Here is a 19,190-nt window from a genome sequence, read left to right on the forward strand (position 1 = left end):
TTCATCATCGACTTAAATCGTCACGTTGGCACTACGCTGGATGAGCTCAATCTTATAGCCATCTGGGTCTTGCACAAAAGCAATGACGGTTTTTCCGCCTTTGACTGGACCTGCTTCGCGGGTGACATTGCCACCTCGCGCTTTTACCGCCTCGCAGGCTGCATAGGCGTCAGGGACTGCAATGGCGATATGCCCATACGCTGTCCCCATCTCATATTGCTCAACGCCATAGTTGTAGGTCAGTTCTAACTCGGCGTGTTCTGGGTTACTACCGTAGCCTAAAAACGCCAACGTGTACTTGTATTCTGGATTATCGGATTGACGCAGCAAGGTCATCCCTAGTACGGTGGTATAAAAATCAATGGAACGCTGTAAATTTCCAACGCGTAACATGGTGTGTAAAATTCTCATGGATCTTCCTTGGGTAGAGCGAATGATTCGATTCAATGTGGGCGTCTTTTTTGAACTGAAAGACGATCAAGTTCTATTCTTACACAGTCTGTGATTTTACGTCGCCACCCGATAGATCTCACCCTCGATGTGCCGAGGAGGAGGTGTGTCCTTAGACGGCAAAATCTGGCAAGTCGGCTGTGGCATGCTGGCGCAATGCTTGTCGTGCGGTCTCGTAATCGGGATAGATGGCGGCGACGGTCGCCCAGAATTGGGGGCTGTGGTTCATTTCGCGAAGGTGCGCTACCTCGTGGGCAATCACATAATCAATGATCGATGGCGAGAAATGAATTAAACGCCAATTTAAGCGAATATTCCCCTCTGAGGTACATGACCCCCAGCGTGTTCTGGCAGACGTTAAGGAGATCTTCTGATAGCGAACCTGCAGCTGCTCTGCAAAGCCAGGAAGGCGTTGCTGGAACTCTTTTTTCGCTTGCTGCTGAAACCACTGTTGCACCCGTGCTTTTAATTGTGTTTGTCCTGCAGTGGGCAATAAGCAGAGATGTAATTCCTTGGCGTCATGGTCGAAACGGACAAACTGGCTTGCCGCTTGGGAGACACGTAAAATAATCTCTTGACCAAGGTAGGGGAGGCGAGTGCCATCGCCCCACAAGGCTTTTGTTCGTGGACGCTGTTGGACACGCTCTTGCCGTTCGCTGAGTTTCGTCAAAATCCAGCGTTGTTTTTCTTGAATCGCCGATTCAATCGCCGCAATGGTCGCCCAACGGGGTGCCGTAATGCGTAATCCATGGTCGTTGATTAGAAAGCCGATACTGCGCCTTGTTGAGCGTTGCAACACGTACTCGACCAAGATGTCATTGAGTAGAATGCGGCGCTTGTTGATGCTGCTCGTGTTGTCGGGTGCTGGCGAGAGAGGCGGTACTACTTCTTTCTCGATGACGGGTGTCGGCGTTTTCGGCGGGACGGATGGTCGCTTAGGTGTCTGTGTTGGTGTTGGTTTCGGACGTTCACTCGACAAAAAATCACTGAATAAATCCAGTTGGAGTGCAAGTTGGAGCGCTTTGACTATAGATGACATACTTCACGATATGGGCGATGTGCATGGAGCATAGCACAGCGTTTGTTTGCTCGCCAATCAGTCATCCTGACGCCATGAAGGCGTCAAGGGTGACACGTGTCAACATTACTTTTGGGAGCCATCCGCATTGTATGCCCCAGGGGAAATCACACGCATTTCCGCCTCGATCCATGCTTCTACTTTCAGCATTAAATCGACGGGATTGTCGTCGCCTGGCTGGATTGGCTTACCGACCGAGACGGTGACAGTACCTGGGCGCTTGATGAATGAATTCTTTGGCCAGCATTCGCCTGAGTTGAGTGCGATGGGTACGACCTGCGTCTTGGTTTCGACAGCAAGGCGCGCGCCGCCGCCTTTGTAGGTTCCTTTTTTGCCGACGGCAATACGTGTCCCTTCAGGGAACATGATGATCCATTGCCCATCTGCCAGCCGTTTTTTGCCATGAGCGACGACTTGTGCGAAGGCGTCTTTACCTTTGCTGCGATCAATGGGAATCATACGGAGTAAAGAAATTGCCCAACCAAAAAATGGGATATAGGTAATCTCTTTTTTAAAGACGAAGACCAGCGGGCGTGGTGTTGCCATCAGCAAAAAGATGGTTTCCCATGCCGATTGATGTTTGGCTAAGACAATGGCGGGGCCATCTGGGAAATTTTCATAACCCTTGAACTGGTAATGAATGCCGCAGACTACTTTTGCCGCCCAAATGATAAAAACGTTCCAGCGTGCTGTGATGTAATAACGTTGGTTATAAGGCAAAAACGCAAACAACATACTGATCGGTGCCCAGACCACTGTCGCGACAACCATCAGTAATAAGAAAATCAAAGAACGGATAAACGGAATGACATTACGCATGAAATCTCCATGGTAGCGATACCCTGCGGCATCGCTGGTTTGTTCGTACAGTGTTGATGTTCAAACAGCGAAGTTGAGTTCGGTTTGAACCGCACTGGAAAGTAAATGGTCGACCATTGTTTCCAGATTAGGATAAATCTGTGTTCCTGGCGGCAAACCACCTTTTTCTTGCGTCTTCACCCCTTTGCCAGTCAGAACCAGATGCGGCACGCAGCCCATCATGAAGCCTGATTGTAAATCGCGCAATGAATCACCGACGCTATGAATCCCTTTGAGGTTAATGCCATAGCGGCGGCTGATTTCGTGCAGCATGCCTGGCTTTGGTTTGCGGCAATCACAATTGTCATCGGCGGTATGAGGGCAGAAAAACACCGCATCGATCGTGGCCCCCACTTGTTGAGCCGCAGTGTGCATTTTCTGATGAATCGCATTTAAGGTCGCCATATCGAACAATTTGCGGCCAATGCCCGACTGATTGGTCGCGACCACCACCGTATAACCCGCCTGATTCAGGCGAGCGATGGCTTCGAGCGAACCAGGGATCGGGATCCACTCAGCAGGCGATTTGATGAACGCATCAGAGTCGTGATTAATCACCCCATCGCGATCGAGAACGATCAGTTTCATACCTTGTCCTTTGTCAGTCATGAGCACCTCAGGCGGCCAGCTTGGAAATATCCGCCACCTGATTGAGCATCACGTGCAGACTGGCTAACAATGCCAGACGATTATTACGCAGTGCCAGATCTTCGGCATTCACCATCACATCATTGAAGAAATTATCCACCTCGGTACGCAAGGCTGCCAGCGTTTTTAATGCCCCTGTAAAGTCACCAGCAGCAAATGCCGCATCCACTTGCGGTTTCACGTTGGTCATGGCGTTTGCCAGTGCTTGTTCAGCAGCTTCCTGCAGCAGTGCAGGATTGACGCTACCCGGCGTGCCTTCGGCTTTTTTGAGGATATTGGTGATCCGTTTGTTGGCAGCTGCCAGGGAAACCGATTCTGGTAAAGCGGCAAACGCTTGTACAGCTTGCAGACGCTCGACGATGTTATCGAGGGTATCTGGATTTTGGGCAACAACCGCTTCGACTTCATTCTGCGCGAAGCCGCGTTCACGCAACTGGCCACGCAGACGGTCAAACAAGAAATTCAATACGTCAGCACGGGGGTCTTTGCATTGCGGGTTGCCCGCAAACAAAGCGACCGCATCATTCAACAAGCCAGAGAGGGACAACGGCAGGCGTTTTTCAACCAACATACGCAAAATACCCAGCGCATGGCGACGCAATGCGAATGGATCACGATCGCCAGTTGGCTGTAGACCGATACTCCAGATACCGACCAAGGTTTCCAATTTGTCTGCCAGCGCAACGGCGGTTCCCGTCATTGTTGCGGGCAATGCATCGCCTGCAAAACGTGGTTGATAATGTTCAGAAGCCGCTGCCGCCACGTCGGCGTGTTCACCGTCGTGCTGGGCGTAGTAAGTACCCATGATACCTTGCAGCTCAGGGAATTCACCGACCATGTCAGTCAATAAGTCTGTTTTTGCCAGCAATGCAGCACGCTCAGCCAATGCCACGTCTGTTTGCAGATGAGCGGCGATTTTACCTGCCAATGTTTTGACACGTTCTGTCCGTTCAGCTTGGCTGCCCAGCTTATTGTGGTACACCACGTTGGCTAATAAAGGTAAACGGGATGCGAGTGTTTTTTTCTTGTCTTGCTCAAAGAAGAATTTCGCATCGGATAAACGTGGACGGACAACACGTTCATTTCCTTGAATGATGTGTTGCGGATCACTGGTTTCCAGATTTGAGACAATCAAGAAACGTGAACGTAGTTTGCCGTTAGCGTCTGTCAGTGCAAAATATTTCTGATTGGTTTGCATCGTCAGAATCAGGCATTCTTGCGGGACCGTTAAAAATTCTTGTTCAAAGTGGCATTCATACACGACAGGCCATTCAACCAGCGCAGTCACTTCATCGAGCAAGGATTCTGGCATCAGGACCAGATCATCGCCTGCTTTTTGCAGCAACGCTGTGCGGATTTGCTCTTTACGCTCCGTGACGCTTGCCACCACTTTACCTTCTGTTTTTAATGCAGCTGCATAGTCGTTAGCATGGGCGATGCTGACTTTTCCAGCGGACAAAAAGCGATGCCCTTGGGTCACGCGGTCGCTGTTCAGACCCAGCAATGCGATTGGCAACACGTCGCTACCATGCAGCGCGATAATGCTGTGGACAGGGCGGACAAAGTGAACAGTATCGCCATTAGGACGTTGGTAGCTCATCACTTTAGGGATCGGCAGTTTGCTGATTGCTTCTTCAACGACCGCTTGCAGCGCAGGTGCCAATGCAGAACCAGGCGCAGTGTGGTTATAAAACAGGCTCTCTGCTTTACCGTCCATTGCACGTTCTAAATCGCTGATCTGCAGGTGAGGGAAGCCCATTGCAGTCAGTTTTTTGATTAACGGTGCTGTAGCGTTTCCTGCCGCATCAATCGCGACGCTGACCGGTAACACTTTATCGCGCATCTGTTTGTCGGGCGAGGTGGCTCGTACTTCAGTGATGCTCACCGCCAAGCGGCGTGGTGATGCATAGCTCGTCGTCACTGCATGTTGATCTAAAAAGTCACGTGACTTCAAGCCCGCCTCGACGCCCGCTGCGAAGGCTTCGCCTAATTTTGCCAGGGCTTTTGGGGGTAATTCTTCGGTAAATAATTCAACTAATAAGGTGTGATTCATTTTTAAATCCAGTCAATTCTGTCTTAAGCAGCGTCTGAAACAGGAGACGCAGAAGGCGCAGCCACGGCTGGCGCAGGTTTGTGCTTATCGTCCGCAGCGCACATAGGGAAACCCAGTGCTTCACGTGACGCGTAGTAGGCAGCGGCAACAGCGCGCGACAGATTACGGATACGACCGATGTAAGCAGCACGTTCAGTGACCGAGATCGCTCCGCGTGCATCCAGCAGATTGAATGTGTGTGCTGCTTTGAGGATCATTTCATAGGCGGGCAAGGCCAAGGATTTTTCTGTGACTTCGAGCAAGCGCTTTGCTTCCGCTTCGTAATTGGTGAACAAGGAGAACAGGAAATCGGTGTTGGAATACTCAAAACTGAACGTGGATTGCTCGACTTCGTTTTGATGGAAGACATCGCCGTAGGTCAGGCGAATTGTTTTGCCGTTTTCTTCACGCTCGGTCCACACGAGATTGTAGATGTTGTCGACACCTTGCAAGTACATCGCCAAACGTTCCAAGCCGTAGGTGATTTCACCCAAAATAGGTTTGCAGTCCAGGCCACCAACTTGCTGGAAATACGTGAACTGGGTGACTTCCATCCCGTTGAGCCAGACTTCCCAGCCAAGGCCCCATGCGCCCAGCGTAGGGTTTTCCCAGTCGTCTTCTACAAAGCGAATGTCGTTTTGCTGTAAGTCGAGCCCCAATGCCTTGAGCGACCCGAGGTACAAATCAAGAATGTTTTCTGGTGCGGGTTTCAGGACCACCTGATACTGGTAGTAATGCTGCAGACGGTTTGGGTTTTCACCATAACGACCATCTTTCGGACGACGGGAGGGTTGCACGTAGGCAGCGCGCCAAGGTTCTGGACCGATTGCTCGCAAGAATGTGCCAGTGTGGGAGGTGCCTGCCCCGACTTCCATATCATAAGGTTGCAGCAAGGCACAGCCTTGTTTGTCCCAGTAATCTTGTAATGTCAGGATGATTTGTTGAAATGTAAGCATCGTGCTATCTACCTTTGTCGCGTCCAATGGAGGGCGAGGAATATTGTTTGCTAAACCTTCGATTTTACCTCAGAAATGGTGCTGATCCGACACGAACACAGGCAGAAATGCTGTTCGTCTGGCACGATGTTGTCGTTGGTAATCATTTGTTTGCCGAACATCACGCTGAAAAAGGGTGGTTTGTTGCGCCGCGCCATAAGTTGGCTTGTCAAAATTATATGTTCTGTGAATGTTTCTATTGCGTTAATATTTCTTACAAGGTATAAAAAAGTGCTGGTGGTTGTGCGTTCAAGCGATCCAATCGCAAAAGGCATAAAAAAGACATAAAAAGACATAAAAATCACAACACCGATCATCCATCATGGAGAGAGACAACGCTGATGAAAACGCTTGTGCCAGAAGATTCTTTAAATGCCGAATCAGAAAAAGTAGAGCAATGGTATCGGCTATTAGGAGAATTAACTGATTGTCTTTGGTATCCCACCGACTTGCCGACCATGTTGCACGGCTTCTGTCGGATCCTGGTGGAACGGGCATCTTATGCGACCGCCGAAATTATTTATGAATCGGGCGACCAGTCTTACTCGTATCAGGCGAGTTCTGCACAAGCAGGTAACCCACTTCTCAATTATCTGAGTTTGGGACTGTCACTGCATCCACTAAACCCGCAACAAGCGTATGTTCGTTTGCTACTGAGTGCAGAAGTAGACCTGGATGAGGGGAGTGAGGCGCGCCAGATTCTTGATCGCTTTGTGAAAGAACTCAGTGAAGCCATTGTCGCGATGCTCACGACGCCTGCGCATCATAACTTGCAGGACAACCTTGAGTTATTGGGCTTGTTGGTCAAACAAAGCCCACTCTCCATTCTGATCACCAATGCGCAGGGGCAATTTGAATACGGCAACGCGAGTTATTTGAACCGCGCTGGTGTCACAGCCGATGCGCTTATTGGTCGAGAAGTGCTCTGGGACAGTGCGGACCCGCATGTCAATGAACAGAACCGCGCCGCTTTCCTTGCGCTGACGCCGGGGCAGCATTGGCAAGGTCAGATCGATAGCAAAACTAGCGATGGCCGTCGATTCCGAGAATTACAAGTCGTGAGCCCATTGAGCGACGCATCAGGACAGGTCACGCATCTGATTGCGGTCAGACAAGACCTTATTGAAGAACACATCGACGATCACCAATTGGAATTGAAGGAAGTCGAGCAAGCGTTGCTGTTACGAGAACAGGCGCTCGTTTCTAGTAGCAACGGCATTATGATCACCCGGAGCGATAAAGACGATCATTCGATTGTGTATGTCAATCCGGCCTTTGAGCGCATTACAGGCTACACCGCAAGTGAGGTGATTGGACTGGAAGGGCGATTCTTGGTGCGCGATGATCTCGCGCAGCCTGATCTGGAAGAAATTCGCACGGCATTGCGTGAAAAACGCGAGGGTTGTGCGTTGTTACGTAACTATCGGAAAGACGGGACACAATTTTGGAATGAGCTGCATATTTCTCCAGTCAAAGATGCGTCCGGTGCCATTACCACGCATTTTGTCAGCGTCATCAACGATGTAAGCGAGCGAGTTAATTACCAGCGGGAACTCGAGTACCAGGCCACCCACGACAGTTTGACCGGCCTCGCCAATCGCAACTTACTCAACGACCGCATCACGCAGGCGATTTCATGGGGGCGACGTCAAAATTTATTGGTCGGTCTGATGCTATTAGACCTGGATCATTTTAAGTTGATTAATGATGCGTCTGGTCATGGAGCAGGTGATGAGATGCTCAAGCAGGTCGCGCAACGTCTCACGCAATGCGTGCGTGATACCGACACGGTAGCGCGCTTAGGTGGCGATGAGTTCGTCATTGTCCTGACAGATCTTGAATCGTATGACCATGTTGACGTGATTGCAGAGAAAATACTTGAATCACTGAACCGTCCGATCACCATTAACGGTAATGATATATTTGTGACGGCGAGTATTGGGATTTCAGTGTACCCGCGGGATGGCGATCACGGTGAAATTCTGCTGCGGTATGCGGATATCGCGATGTACCGAGTCAAAGAGCATGGCCGTAATAGTGTGCGTCAATTTATGCCCGAGATGGGACTGACAGCGATCAGTCGCCTCAATATGAAAAGCGCGATTCGACGTGGCCTCGAACAACATGAATTTGTTTTGTACTATCAGCCCAAGATCGATTTGCGGACACAACAAGTGATCGGTGCAGAAGCATTGGTGCGATGGCGCCATCCTCAGGTGGGCCTCATTATGCCGATGGAGTTTATTCCTTTGGCAGAAGAAACGGGGCTCATTTTGCCGCTGGGAGAATGGGTGATTGCAGAGGCGTGTCGTCAGCAGGTGATTTGGAAGCAGCAACGTGGACTGGATTTACATATCGCGATCAACATGTCGTCACGTCAATTTCGACAAGAGGATCTTGCCGATAGGGTGGCGCAAATCATCCAAGAAACGGGCGCAGATCCGACAAGGCTTACTTTGGAATTAACCGAGAGCATGGTGATGCAGGATGTCACTGCCACATTGATCGCACTCAAAGCGCTTAAAAACTTGGGTTTATCGATTTCACTTGATGATTTTGGTACAGGGTATTCCAGTCTTTCGTATCTGCGACGTTTTCCGATTGATGAGCTCAAGATCGATAAATCGTTCATCAATGATATCCACGTCAATCCCGATGATGCAGCCATTGCGAGTGCCATTATCGCCATGGGCTTAAGTCTTGGACTGAGCGTCGTTGCAGAGGGCGTGGAGACGATTGAACAGATCGACGCACTCAACCAGATGCACTGCCATCAAGTACAGGGTTATTATTTTTCGAAGCCTTTGGATGTCAGCGCGTTTGAACACTATCTCAATAAAAAACCGACAGATATCCTATGACCAAGTTAACATGGCGAATTGTTCCTGTGGCTGAGTTGTCGCAGATGTTGGTCGAGGGACAATTAGAAAAATCGACAGCGATCAGTCAACATACGCTCTATCAGCTGTCGCTAGATGGACAGGAAAAAATCGCCGTCGCGTTGGCGGATGGACAAACGGTCGTGATAGAGCTGACTGGTCAAGAACCGCATCGCCGACGTAAGATTGATGGCCGAAACGTGGCGATCGATGCGATCGATGCGAGCAAGGACTGAGATCGATCTTGGTTGAACCTGTCGTTCGTTTAGAAAAAATACTTATAGTTAAAAAAAGAAAATGCTCTTTACCTCAATGATTGCCGCATGATAATCGATACCGACCAAGATACCAACGCTGACAACGAGACCGTTACAACACTACCTCCTTATCCAGGGATTGCACGCAGCAATATCCTCCTTGTTCAACATGATGCCGATGCTGAGATTGCTTATCGCGCACTTTCTACAGCGACCGTGGTGGGATTTGACACTGAGACAAAGCCCGTCTTTTTAAAAGGGCAAAAAAATGACGGCCCGCATCTCATTCAATTGGCAACGGAGACGCAGGCATTTTTATTTCCTGTTGTAAAAACACTGAGTATCGATGGCGTTAAGGCCATCCTCGAAGCGCCGAGTATTCTCAAAGTAGGGTACGGACTGAATGACGATCTGAAGTTATTGAAAAGTAAGCTGGGCATTGTGACCACCAATGTCCTTGATTTGGCCAAGGCGATGCGGGAGAGTAAACAGCGTGACATGGGGGCAAAGGCTGCGGTTGCCAAGTACTTTGGCATGCAACTTGCTAAATCAAAAAAGACATCGACATCAAATTGGGCCCACCATCCGCTGACTGAGAAGCAAATTCTCTACGCGGCAAATGATGCACAAGTTGCGTTACTCACTTACCTGCGTTGGCTTGAATTGAAGAACAACAATTGCACCAAAACAAAATGATCTTTTTTGAGAACAATGTCGAACTAAATTCAGCCATGGTGCTCCAAGACAGGCGACACATTTTTTCAAGGAGACACATTATGTTGAAGCACAGTAGCAAAGGCATTATACAAAAAATGATCATGTTAGGCATGGCGCTATGGGTAACGCAAGTGCACGCAGATGGCGTGACGGATCTCAAGGCCGCGCTCGTCAAATTGCAAGGAAATACGCCGCTCAAAGCCAGTATTGAATCGAAGTCATGGAATCGTCAGGGCGAGGGGAAAAAGGCGGAAGAAATGCAGGCGACCGCGAGTGTCAATATCGAAGATAGTACACGCGGATTACAAGTGATGTATAGCAAAGATCTCTTGGCGCGATTGCAATCTGAAGAGCGTGCAAAGGAAAAAGACGCGAATAGCAAGATGCCAATGACGACGACATTGAAAGAGTTTAATGCCAATGAATTACGTCCGATGGTCTCGGCGGCCAACAACCTTTCTCATCGTCTTGAAACCGCGGTCTATAAGCAAGAAAAACAAGATACATTCAACGGTAAACCCGCTCGCTTGTTGAGCTTTGACATCCCTGTTGAACATTTAAGTGCCAAAGAACGTAAGTATCTCAAAACCTATGAAGGCAAGTTAGACATTTGGATTGATGCCGACGGTACCCCACTCGCGAGTCGTGTCTCTGAAACTATCAAAGGGAGCGCGTTTGTGGTCGTGAGCTTTGAGGCAAAAGAAGATGAAAGTGTCGTCTACGGCGTGACAGGTGATCGTTTGGTTGTCCTCAGAAAGGAATCGAAAAATCTGAGTGCTGGTGCGGGTGAGCAGAATGAAACCCGTGTCATTAAATCTTTGCAAATTCAATCATGATGATGCGCATCGTGATTTCTTAACCTTATTTTTTATAGTTAATATGCGTTTTCCCCTCTACTTTTCTCGTCAACATGCCTATTTTTATCCTGTTTGTGCGAGTGCATTATTGTTGTCGTTGCTGACGCCTGTTGTTGCCCAGAGCCAGGAGGCGTCACCGCCACAGGTGGTCGAGAAAGTTCAGGGGAACAAGACGCAAAAAAAACCGATCTCGCATCACGCTTACGCCAATTGGCGAAGCATTGCCAACACGGTGTTGAGCCGTGATGGTCAATGGGTGGCCTATGCTCTTGTGGGACAAGAAACGGATGGTGAGATCGTTTTTAAAAATAGAGTACAAGGTACCGAGTGGCGTTTTCCAAGAGGTGTAACGCCTGCTTTTAGTGCAGATGGTCGGTATGCCGCTTTTGCGATTAAACCAACGCAGGCTGACCTCGAGAAAGCAAGAAAAGAAAAGAAAAAAGGGGATGATCTTCCCAAATCCGATGTAGGGGTGGTCGATCTGACGACCGGTAAAGTAGACACGGTAACGCGTGTAAAGCAATTTGCCTGGCCGGAACAGGGAGGCAACTTTCTTGCCATATTCAAGGAACCAATACCTGTTAGTAAAAAAGCCGGCGCGAGTCCAGAAAGCGCTAAAGCAGACGTTGATCTAGACAATAGCGATGATGATCAGGAAAGTCCTGCAGCAGCGGACAGTAAGAAAAAGAATGTCTCTGCTGAACTCATTTTGATGGATGTCGAACATCAGCAGTCGCAGCACATTGAACACGTTGCGAACTTCTCTTGGGATAAACACGGCACGTTATTAGCGTTCAGTGTTCAACAAGCTGGTTCGAATGAGGCAAAGCCCGACACGACTAGTACGCCAGATCAGGCTAAAGCAGCAATTGAAAAATTGTCAGATGGTGTCTATGTGATTGAGCCTCAGACGCGTGAAGTCCATTCGGTACTGAGTGGTAGTGGTAGCTACAAGCAACTACGCTTCAATGAGCGCGGGGATACCTTGGCGTTTGTCACGAATCGGGATGAGGTGGCAAAGCAGAAAATAAAGACGACTGACGCGTCAGATCATACCAACGATACGAAAGACAAAGAAGCGGTCGTTAGCGAGAAACCTGACAGCAAAAAAGCGGATAAGAAGCCAGAAAAAGAAGCGTTGATTTACCAATTGTATGTATGGCAAAAGGGAAGCAATGATGCGATACGATTAGCCAGCGCAGAGACAACAGGCATGCCACAGGGATGGGGCGTGAGCGAATTCGGCGAACTCACCTTTAGCAAGGATGGCTTGCGACTTTTTTTATCGACGGCGCCGCTTCCCGTTGTCGAGCATCCAGGTGACGAAGAGACCGTGAATGTCGATTTATGGCACTGGCAAGATCCTGAACTGCAGTCAGTACAAAAGGTCAACGCTGAAAAAGACAAGCACAAGCATTACAAGGCGATGATTCATCTTCCCGATCATCGCTTTATCCAGTTGGCCACACCACAAATACCGACCGTGGTGGTAAACGATAACCCATCCTACGCCCTAGGAACGAGCAACGTCCCATACCAAATGCTGTCCTCTTGGGATGGGCATTATGAGGACGCATATGCAATCGACCTCGCTACCGGAAAGGCATTACTATTGGCGAAGAAATTGCGCTTTCCAGCGAGCCTTTCACCTGCAGGTCGATTTGTCACGGCATTTGATGCAAAAAGCAGCCAGTGGATGGCATGGCGAACAGTGGACGCGCGTATGATCAATTTGACTGGCCGTATTCAGAGTCACTTTGAAGACCATGAACACGATACCCCAGAGCCACGCTCACCCTACGGTATGGCCGGCTGGCGCGCCGATGACAAGGCAGTGGTGATCTATGATCAATATGATCTTTGGCAAGTGAACCCTGATACTGGAGCGGCGAAAAATCTCAGCAATCATCTCGGACGGCAACGACAAATCAGTTTGCGATATCTGCCACTTGATACCGAGATCAAACCGGAATCGGAAGACCCCGTGCCGACTGCGGAGATGAAGCCCTTACCCGATCAAGCATGGTTATTGACCGCAACAAATCAACAAGATCGTTCAACAGGTTTTTTTAGGCTAGCGCCAGACGTTGGTCAACCAGAACAGCTCATGCTTGCACCCAAAATGCTTGGATCTGTCGTTAAAGCAAAAGAGGCGGATACTCTTGTCTTTACGCAGCAAAGTTTCACCGAGTTTCCAGATGTGTGGGCGAGTAATTTGCGTTTCGAGCATCCAGAACGCATCAGTTTTGCGAATCCCCAACAAACGAAGTACAACTGGGGAACGCAAGAAATGATTGAATTCACCAGCAAAGACGGCAAAAAGCTCAAAGCCTTATTAGCAAAACCTGAGAACTTCGATCCGTCCAAAAAATACCCGATGATGGTGTATCTCTATGAGAAGTTAAGTGACAACTTACATCGATATATTCCACCAGCACCGAGCCAAAATATTAACGTGACACGCTATGTCAGCAACGGCTACATCGTGTTGCGTCCCGATATCGTGTACCAGACAGGGCATCCTGGTCAGAGTGCGATGAATGCTGTGATTCCAGCGATCAAAAAAGTGTTGGCATCAGGATACGTTGATCCAAAGCGCATTGGCATTCAAGGTCATAGCTGGGGTGCTTATCAGATTAATTACATGCTGACAAAAACAGATATGTTCCGCGCGGCGGAAGCTGGCGCGGCGGTGGGTGATATGGTCAGTGCCTATGGCGGTATTCGGTGGGGGAAAGGTGTTTCACGGGCATTCCAATATGAAACAGGACAAAGCCGGATGGCAGGTACGCCGTGGAATAAAACGGCCGAATACATCGAAAATTCAGCGATCTTTCATATCGACAAAATCCATACGCCGTATCTGACCAAACATAACGACGGTGACGATGCTGTGCCTTGGTATCAGGCCATTGAATTTTTTACCGCCATGCGTCGTCTAGGAAAAGAAGCCTATTGGTTTAACTATAACGGCGAAAAACATGGTCTGAAAGATAAAGAAAATGTGAAGCATTACACGGTCCATTTGGACGAGTATTTCGATTATTTTTTACTCGGTCAGCCGAAACCAGAGTGGATGAACAATCCCATTCCTTATCTGCAACGTGGTAGACGCGACATTAAACCACTCTTTAACCCTGATGATCTTTCTGATCTTGGGATAAACACGGTAAAATCGATTCAGAGCAAGGACTAAGCTGATCTGAACAATGGTTTAATGCTGGGGAAGACATGTTGACAGCGGATGAACAAGCGCATTTTTTTGCGGCAATTGAAGCAGTGAAAAACGCAGCACAGCGGCAGTTGGCAACGCGACCGTTTCCTGAAAATGTCGTTCATTTATATCCGCAATTGCATCGACAAGTCGATGATCTTTTCGTCAAAGCATCAGAGGCGGGAAGAGTAACAGCGTGCCATGCTGGCTGCAGTTATTGCTGCCATGTCAGAGTTGAAGCGAAGCAGACCGAAGTCGACTATATTGCTGGGCAGCTTAAACAACTCCCCCGTGATGCACTGGAACATATCATTGATCATATGCGACAAGGCATCCTCCGCAAACAAGCCATCGAGGAACAAGCGCCAGGCCAACGCGGCGCTTGTATTTTGCTTGAGAACCAGCGATGCGCCATTTACGCCTACCGCCCCGCTGTATGCCGTAAGGGCCATTCTCTTGATGCGGAGCAGTGCGCTACTGGCGCGGCCACCATTCCACAACATCTGGATCTGATTTTAAAAACAGAAGCCTTAATACAAGGTATCGGTGCTGCTGTTGCTGCGGCGATTCCAGATGGTGCGCCATCGGCATCAACAGAGTTTGCTGATGCCCTGTGGATGGCGCTTGCCGACGCGCACTAAGATGGGCTTACTTATTCCCGAATGACATCACCGTGAACTGCTGATCAATCAGTGCTGGCAGATAGATCACGTGGTGAGCGAAATCCATCGCCATGGTGCGTGCACCTTTACTGGTTTTGACGGTCGCTACCGGCGCATAATGATCGGCATCGATTTGCTTTATCACCGATAACGACCCCTCACCATTCGACGAATACACCATGCCATTCGTTGCGTCATAAATCACCGCATCTGGACGACCACCAATCGCGGCAGTCGCGACTTCCTTACCAGTTTCAGCATCAGTGACAACCATCGTTTTGTTCTGACACACGGAAAACAGTCGTTGATTTTTTTTATCGATCGCCAGACCGGTCGGCTCTTCACAATGTGTTAGTGGCCATTGGGCGATGAGTTTGTTTGTTTTGACATCGATCACGTGTACTTGTGATTTGTCTTCGACATTGAAATAAATCTTGCCAGTGTCATTACTTGCTGCGAACTCAGGCTTTCCGGTCGTTGCGATCGTGCCTGTGACTTGCAATGTTTTTGCATCGATGACGGTGACGTTTGCTGTTTTACCGTTAAAGGTATAGAGCTGTTGAGAAAAAGCATCATACAAAATGGCATCAGGGTTGACCCCAGTGACTTTGATTTCTTGTTTCACTGCGAGTGTATCGAGGTCAAATACTGTGACTGTATTGGCTTTGCCATTACTCGTAAATCCCAGCTTTAGATCCTGCGCAAACGCAATACCATGTACCCCCAGCGTATTGGTAATCTCACCGACAGGCTGACCAGAGGGGAGATCGAGCACTTGTACATGATCCCCGCGGCTGAGAAACAAACGATGACGAACTGGATCGATATCAATATAATCCCAATGGCTTGGCGCACCTAATTGCCAATTTTGCAGAAAAACCGGTGCGTTTTCGGCAGCTAATGAGACGGAAGTGATCGCGCCGAAGCCAATACTGAGACCGAGGACAATAGCGGCTTTTTTTAAGTTCATCATGATGTCATGACCTTTACTGTTGCTAGTAACGTTTAAAATAATAAAAATTCGTTCGCTGAAATGACAAAAAACTGAGATGCCTGATCCACAAAAAAAACAATCTTCTTGCCTGCAATGCGTCCATTACTACATCACGCATGATGTGCACTTTATGTATGGATGTCGGATGTTTCAGATTAAAAGCAAGCGTCAACCTGTCTTAGAGGTCATCGAGGCGTCTGGCGAGTCATGTCATGGTTTCAAGGCTAAACCACAACGCCAGTAGCAGGCTTAAAATCGGATTAACCTTCATAGATAAAAGCGTGCTACCGGGTGTAAAAATGGTGACGCTTACTTTTTTGTTGGCAGCATGCGCGCTAAGACTGTGTCTTTCAAAATAAAATGATGTGCCAATCCAGCCGCCGAATGCAACGCTGCTAGCACCAGCAATATATTCGCTGCGAGGCCATGTAAATCTTCTACTTCATGACGTAAGTCTTTATTCCCCGGTGCAAATTCTGGAAGGCGGAATAGGTCAAATAAGTTATCACCTCTGACCCATGTATTGAATAAGCCGAGCAACACGGTGGCGAGAATAACCAGGTAGAGCATGTGCTGCATGGATACAGCGAGCGTTTGTTGCCATCCCGTAGTTGCAGGCGGAAGCTTCGTGCTACCTGTTAATTTCCACCAGAGGCGGTAGACGATCGTGATGGCCAGTAGCGTACCGAACAGGATGTGCAAACTACGGACCCAGACACGCGCCGATCCTTTCGGAAACCAATCGATACTCTGACCGGCACACCAAAGGCCAATAATCAATAACGCAGAGAGCCAATGGAGGGCGATTGTTTTTTTGTCGTACACATTATTCATAAAAATACCTAATAAAGAAGCGATATTACGTTGATGAAGGACTAGAGAAACCGATACTGTTTGAGGCTATCGCTGAAGCGGTGTTTCACGGCTTCGCTTATATTACGCCCTTTTTGTAACCTTTTTGCACACTTATTGCACCCTTATTGCGCTCTTATTGCGCCGTTTTTTATAGCACATTCTAAAAAATAAAAAAGCACCGGGGTAAATTGCTATCCCGATGCTTTTTCTATGAACGGTCGGTGATATCTTGCTTTAGGCAGACATCACAACGGTCTCAGAAGGTTGAATTAAAAATAGCCTTTGACTGACACCATGTAGCTACGTGGTGCCTGCCATTGGTATTGGTCCAAGCTTGCGTTCGAGCCAGTGGAGATCGACGTTACTTTTTGGCTATTCGTCACGTTATAGGCACTCACCTGAACTTTGACCTTTTTGAGGAATGTCTTGGAGACGTCGCCCAAAGTATAAGAAACGTTCAAGTCGGTATTGCCATACGCCTCAATTTTGTATGCTGCTGGCTCATTGTTGACAGCGTATTGTTCACCAACCTGTTTGTAGATCAGAGACGCATTCCAAGGACCTTGGTTAAACAGCAGACCCAATGCTGCAGTCGATTTTGGCGCTTTTGCAATCGTTCCCACACCTGCAGCATTACCCGACTTGAATTTTGCGCTATTCAAGGAGTAGTTCGCATACACCGCAAAGCCACCATCAACTAAATAAGTACCTTCTGCTTCAAACCCTTTATAGGTCGTGCCACCTTGGTTGACGAAAACAGTTTGACCTGCAACGACGGTGGAAGCGATTTGGTTGTTGAAGTCAATATAGTAAATATCAGCAGCGACTTGGAAACGATCGGATTTATGAACGCCACCGAATTGATAGTTCGTTGTCGTCTGTGGATCTGGCGTATTCGCAGGTGTCGCTACCTGGAGTGCTGTACCTAACACTGGTACTTGCATCCCTTTTGCATATTGGGCATACAGCGAATCGTTTTGACCAATCATTTGGTTCACTGTCAGGTATGGCAAACTTGCTGTGAATGTTTCAGAGAAGTGCGCTGCCACGCTTGATCCCTGATTTTTGACAGCATCAACACTCCGTGTGAAGTGCATGTACTTAAAGCCAGGTGTGACGGTGGTCGATTCAGTCGCTGCCCATTCAAATTCGGCGAATGGTTGATATTGCTTCCAGCTTGAACCCTGGTTGAATTTAGTACCGGTTCCAGACATCGTTGGATCGAGCAATGTCATTGTCGTTAAATCCAAGCCAAACTGATGACGGGACGTATTAGCGTCTTCCAACCAAATACCTGTACGCAGCAAACCAGCAGAGAATTCTTTAGTTGCTTTGAAAATATCACCATTGACACGGTATTCATTGAGCTTGTCATAGCCAGGTACGTCGCCTGCACGCACTTTAGCACCGGCGTAGGAACTGGTGTTCGTGCTTGATCCTGTCGCGATAACACCATGACCTAAGTAACCTGTTGCATCAAGTCCGGCGATGGTTTTATTGTTATAGAAATAGGTGTAGAGATTGTTATCAGTCTGGAAGCCATCACCCCATTTGGTTTGAAGGCGGATATATTCAAAGTCGGTTTCTTTATGAACCGTGTTGTAGCCGTAATAGCCTTGGCTTGATGGGTCGTTATTCAGACTGTAGTTTTTTCCAAATAGGGAAGCTTGTGCCAATGTCGCGCCGGAGGTCGAATCAGGCAATGCCGTTTTGATGTCGTTATAGGTCGCAAACAAGGTGAGGCGGGAATCACTGCCTACTTTTTGCTGGTATTTGGCGACAAAATTTGAGCCATTCATGGTGTTGTACGTCAGGTAGCCATCGCTCTTGATTTGTTGTGCATTCAATTGCAATGTCGCGTCGTTCGGACCGTACTTACCGGTCTCTAATGCCATACCGTACAGGTTAGTGTTCCAGTTACCGTGCGATAAATAGAGCTCAGCGCCGGCTTTTGCTGCAGGTGCCTTAGAGAACAAATTGATGCTACCGCCATAAGTAGCTTGGCCGAGGTTACTTGCGTTACCTGGACCGCGCTCTACAACGACGCCACCAATGACCGCCGCTGGGAAGTACGCTGTCGAATGATGGGTTGGGTCATTTGTGTCGCCGAAAGGGATACCGTCCCAAGTGACGTTATATTGTGCATCCTGAAAACCGCGCAACACTGTTTTGGTGTCGGCTGCACCAGGACCATTTGAGGACGGCTGTGTCGATGCGCCTGGTGCAATACCAGCGATGGTATTGAAGTTACCTGTTGGTGCAACAGATTGTTCGATAAAGGCGCGGGAGATAACAGACTGTGGTTCTGTCGCTGTCAGGTTAGCCTGTGTTGGCGCGACGGCGGCAACTGTATCTTTTTTCGCAGTGACTTCGACAATTTGTCCAGCGCCAGTTTGCGCACCGACGGCACCAAGATCAACCGTTTCTTGAGCGAATACGGCACCTGGGACAGCAAGAGATAACAAGGAAAGAGACAACGCATGGCTCAAATAGCGCTTAGGAAACGGAAGTGCTTTAGACATAAAAATCATCCTAGGGTTGAAATAGGTAAAAATCGAATCATCAAACATCAAAATAAAGTCGAGGTAGAAAAGCGCACTAAGGATTGGAGCGAAAAAGATTCTCCGTTGATCA

At 48.5% G+C, this 19,190-nt stretch carries 15 protein-coding genes; 6 read left to right on the plus strand and 9 right to left on the minus strand.

Translation table 11 applies throughout. The features are described 5' to 3' along the window. Positions 1-12: 12 nt before the first annotated feature. From gloA to glyQ, 6 genes are all read right to left on the minus strand, one after another. Complete coding sequence (gene gloA, locus ACO0K2_RS15185; protein ID WP_423020294.1) at positions 13-411, minus strand: lactoylglutathione lyase; 399 nt, start codon at positions 409-411, stop codon at positions 13-15. 151 nt (positions 412-562) lie between these two features. Next, positions 563-1,489 (minus strand): YgjP-like metallopeptidase domain-containing protein, encoded by a 927-nt coding sequence (locus tag ACO0K2_RS15190; protein ID WP_423020296.1) that lies wholly within the window; start codon positions 1,487-1,489, stop codon positions 563-565. Positions 1,490-1,594: 105 nt separating this feature from the next. Next, positions 1,595-2,347, minus strand: a complete 753-nt coding sequence (locus ACO0K2_RS15195; protein ID WP_423020298.1) for a lysophospholipid acyltransferase family protein — start codon at positions 2,345-2,347, stop codon at positions 1,595-1,597. Positions 2,348-2,407: 60 nt separating this feature from the next. Further along, on the minus strand, positions 2,408-2,974 hold the full coding sequence (gene gmhB, locus ACO0K2_RS15200) for a D-glycero-beta-D-manno-heptose 1,7-bisphosphate 7-phosphatase (RefSeq protein WP_423020300.1): 567 nt from the start codon (positions 2,972-2,974) through the stop codon (positions 2,408-2,410). A 28-nt stretch (positions 2,975-3,002) separates the two neighbouring features. Further along, a complete protein-coding gene (glyS, locus tag ACO0K2_RS15205; RefSeq protein WP_423020302.1) occupies positions 3,003-5,087 on the minus strand; it encodes a glycine--tRNA ligase subunit beta in 2,085 nt (694 codons plus the stop codon). Between the two features lie 23 nt (positions 5,088-5,110). Next, a complete protein-coding gene (gene glyQ, locus ACO0K2_RS15210) occupies positions 5,111-6,082 on the minus strand; it encodes a glycine--tRNA ligase subunit alpha (protein WP_423020304.1) in 972 nt (323 codons plus the stop codon). Positions 6,083-6,462: 380 nt separating this feature from the next. Here glyQ and ACO0K2_RS15215 point away from each other — a divergent pair, with 380 nt between their 5' ends. From ACO0K2_RS15215 to ACO0K2_RS15240, 6 genes are all read left to right on the plus strand, one after another. Further along, positions 6,463-8,982 carry a putative bifunctional diguanylate cyclase/phosphodiesterase gene (locus tag ACO0K2_RS15215; protein ID WP_423020306.1) on the plus strand — a complete coding sequence of 840 codons (2,520 nt, stop codon included), beginning with the start codon at positions 6,463-6,465 and terminating at the stop codon, positions 8,980-8,982. Then, positions 8,979-9,236: a hypothetical protein gene (locus ACO0K2_RS15220; RefSeq protein WP_423020308.1), complete on the plus strand. Its 258-nt coding sequence runs from the start codon at positions 8,979-8,981 to the stop codon at positions 9,234-9,236. The genes ACO0K2_RS15215 and ACO0K2_RS15220 overlap by 4 nt, the downstream gene beginning before the upstream one ends. A gap of 87 nt (positions 9,237-9,323) precedes the next feature. Further along, positions 9,324-9,953, plus strand: a complete 630-nt coding sequence (locus tag ACO0K2_RS15225; protein ID WP_423020310.1) for a 3'-5' exonuclease — start codon at positions 9,324-9,326, stop codon at positions 9,951-9,953. Positions 9,954-10,033: 80 nt separating this feature from the next. Further along, positions 10,034-10,810 carry a hypothetical protein gene (locus ACO0K2_RS15230; RefSeq protein WP_423020312.1) on the plus strand — a complete coding sequence of 259 codons (777 nt, stop codon included), beginning with the start codon at positions 10,034-10,036 and terminating at the stop codon, positions 10,808-10,810. Between the two features lie 43 nt (positions 10,811-10,853). Further along, entirely contained in the window at positions 10,854-14,027 is a 3,174-nt protein-coding gene (locus ACO0K2_RS15235; RefSeq protein WP_423020313.1) for an alpha/beta hydrolase family protein, read from the plus strand. Between the two features lie 35 nt (positions 14,028-14,062). Continuing rightward, the gene (locus ACO0K2_RS15240) at positions 14,063-14,686 is read left to right on the plus strand and encodes a YkgJ family cysteine cluster protein (protein WP_423020315.1); all 624 of its coding nucleotides are present in this window, start codon (positions 14,063-14,065) and stop codon (positions 14,684-14,686) included. Positions 14,687-14,693: 7 nt separating this feature from the next. Here ACO0K2_RS15240 and ACO0K2_RS15245 read toward each other — a convergent pair whose 3' ends face one another. The 3 genes from ACO0K2_RS15245 to ACO0K2_RS15255 form a co-directional block, all read right to left on the minus strand. Continuing rightward, positions 14,694-15,680, minus strand: a complete 987-nt coding sequence (locus ACO0K2_RS15245; RefSeq protein ID WP_423020317.1) for a YncE family protein — start codon at positions 15,678-15,680, stop codon at positions 14,694-14,696. Between the two features lie 330 nt (positions 15,681-16,010). Continuing rightward, on the minus strand, positions 16,011-16,535 hold the full coding sequence (locus ACO0K2_RS15250; RefSeq protein WP_423020319.1) for a cytochrome b: 525 nt from the start codon (positions 16,533-16,535) through the stop codon (positions 16,011-16,013). A 290-nt stretch (positions 16,536-16,825) separates the two neighbouring features. Next, a complete protein-coding gene (locus ACO0K2_RS15255) occupies positions 16,826-19,078 on the minus strand; it encodes a TonB-dependent receptor (protein WP_423020321.1) in 2,253 nt (750 codons plus the stop codon). Between the last annotated feature and the right edge of the window lie 112 nt (positions 19,079-19,190).

It is taken from the genome of Undibacterium sp. MH2W, assembly GCF_049340215.1.
Classification (GTDB): Bacteria; Pseudomonadota; Gammaproteobacteria; order Burkholderiales; family Burkholderiaceae_D; genus Undibacterium.

Bases quoted from the DNA above. Each gene is read 5' to 3' on its own strand.
- ACO0K2_RS15240 (WP_423020315.1), top strand. From the start codon at position 14,063: ATGTTGACAGCGGATGAACAAGCGCATTTTTTTGCGGCAATTGAAGCA.
- ACO0K2_RS15235 (WP_423020313.1), top strand. From the start codon at position 10,854: ATGCGTTTTCCCCTCTACTTTTCTCGTCAACATGCCTATTTTTATCCT.
- ACO0K2_RS15250 (WP_423020319.1), bottom strand. From the start codon at position 16,535: ATGAATAATGTGTACGACAAAAAAACAATCGCCCTCCATTGGCTCTCT.
- ACO0K2_RS15245 (WP_423020317.1), bottom strand. From the start codon at position 15,680: ATGATGAACTTAAAAAAAGCCGCTATTGTCCTCGGTCTCAGTATTGGC.
- ACO0K2_RS15255 (WP_423020321.1), bottom strand. From the start codon at position 19,078: ATGTCTAAAGCACTTCCGTTTCCTAAGCGCTATTTGAGCCATGCGTTG.
- glyQ (WP_423020304.1), bottom strand. From the start codon at position 6,082: ATGCTTACATTTCAACAAATCATCCTGACATTACAAGATTACTGGGAC.
- gloA (WP_423020294.1), bottom strand. From the start codon at position 411: ATGAGAATTTTACACACCATGTTACGCGTTGGAAATTTACAGCGTTCC.
- ACO0K2_RS15220 (WP_423020308.1), top strand. From the start codon at position 8,979: ATGACCAAGTTAACATGGCGAATTGTTCCTGTGGCTGAGTTGTCGCAG.
- ACO0K2_RS15230 (WP_423020312.1), top strand. From the start codon at position 10,034: ATGTTGAAGCACAGTAGCAAAGGCATTATACAAAAAATGATCATGTTA.
- ACO0K2_RS15190 (WP_423020296.1), bottom strand. From the start codon at position 1,489: ATGTCATCTATAGTCAAAGCGCTCCAACTTGCACTCCAACTGGATTTA.
- glyS (WP_423020302.1), bottom strand. From the start codon at position 5,087: ATGAATCACACCTTATTAGTTGAATTATTTACCGAAGAATTACCCCCA.
- gmhB (WP_423020300.1), bottom strand. From the start codon at position 2,974: ATGAAACTGATCGTTCTCGATCGCGATGGGGTGATTAATCACGACTCT.
- ACO0K2_RS15225 (WP_423020310.1), top strand. From the start codon at position 9,324: ATGATAATCGATACCGACCAAGATACCAACGCTGACAACGAGACCGTT.
- ACO0K2_RS15215 (WP_423020306.1), top strand. From the start codon at position 6,463: ATGAAAACGCTTGTGCCAGAAGATTCTTTAAATGCCGAATCAGAAAAA.
- ACO0K2_RS15195 (WP_423020298.1), bottom strand. From the start codon at position 2,347: ATGCGTAATGTCATTCCGTTTATCCGTTCTTTGATTTTCTTATTACTG.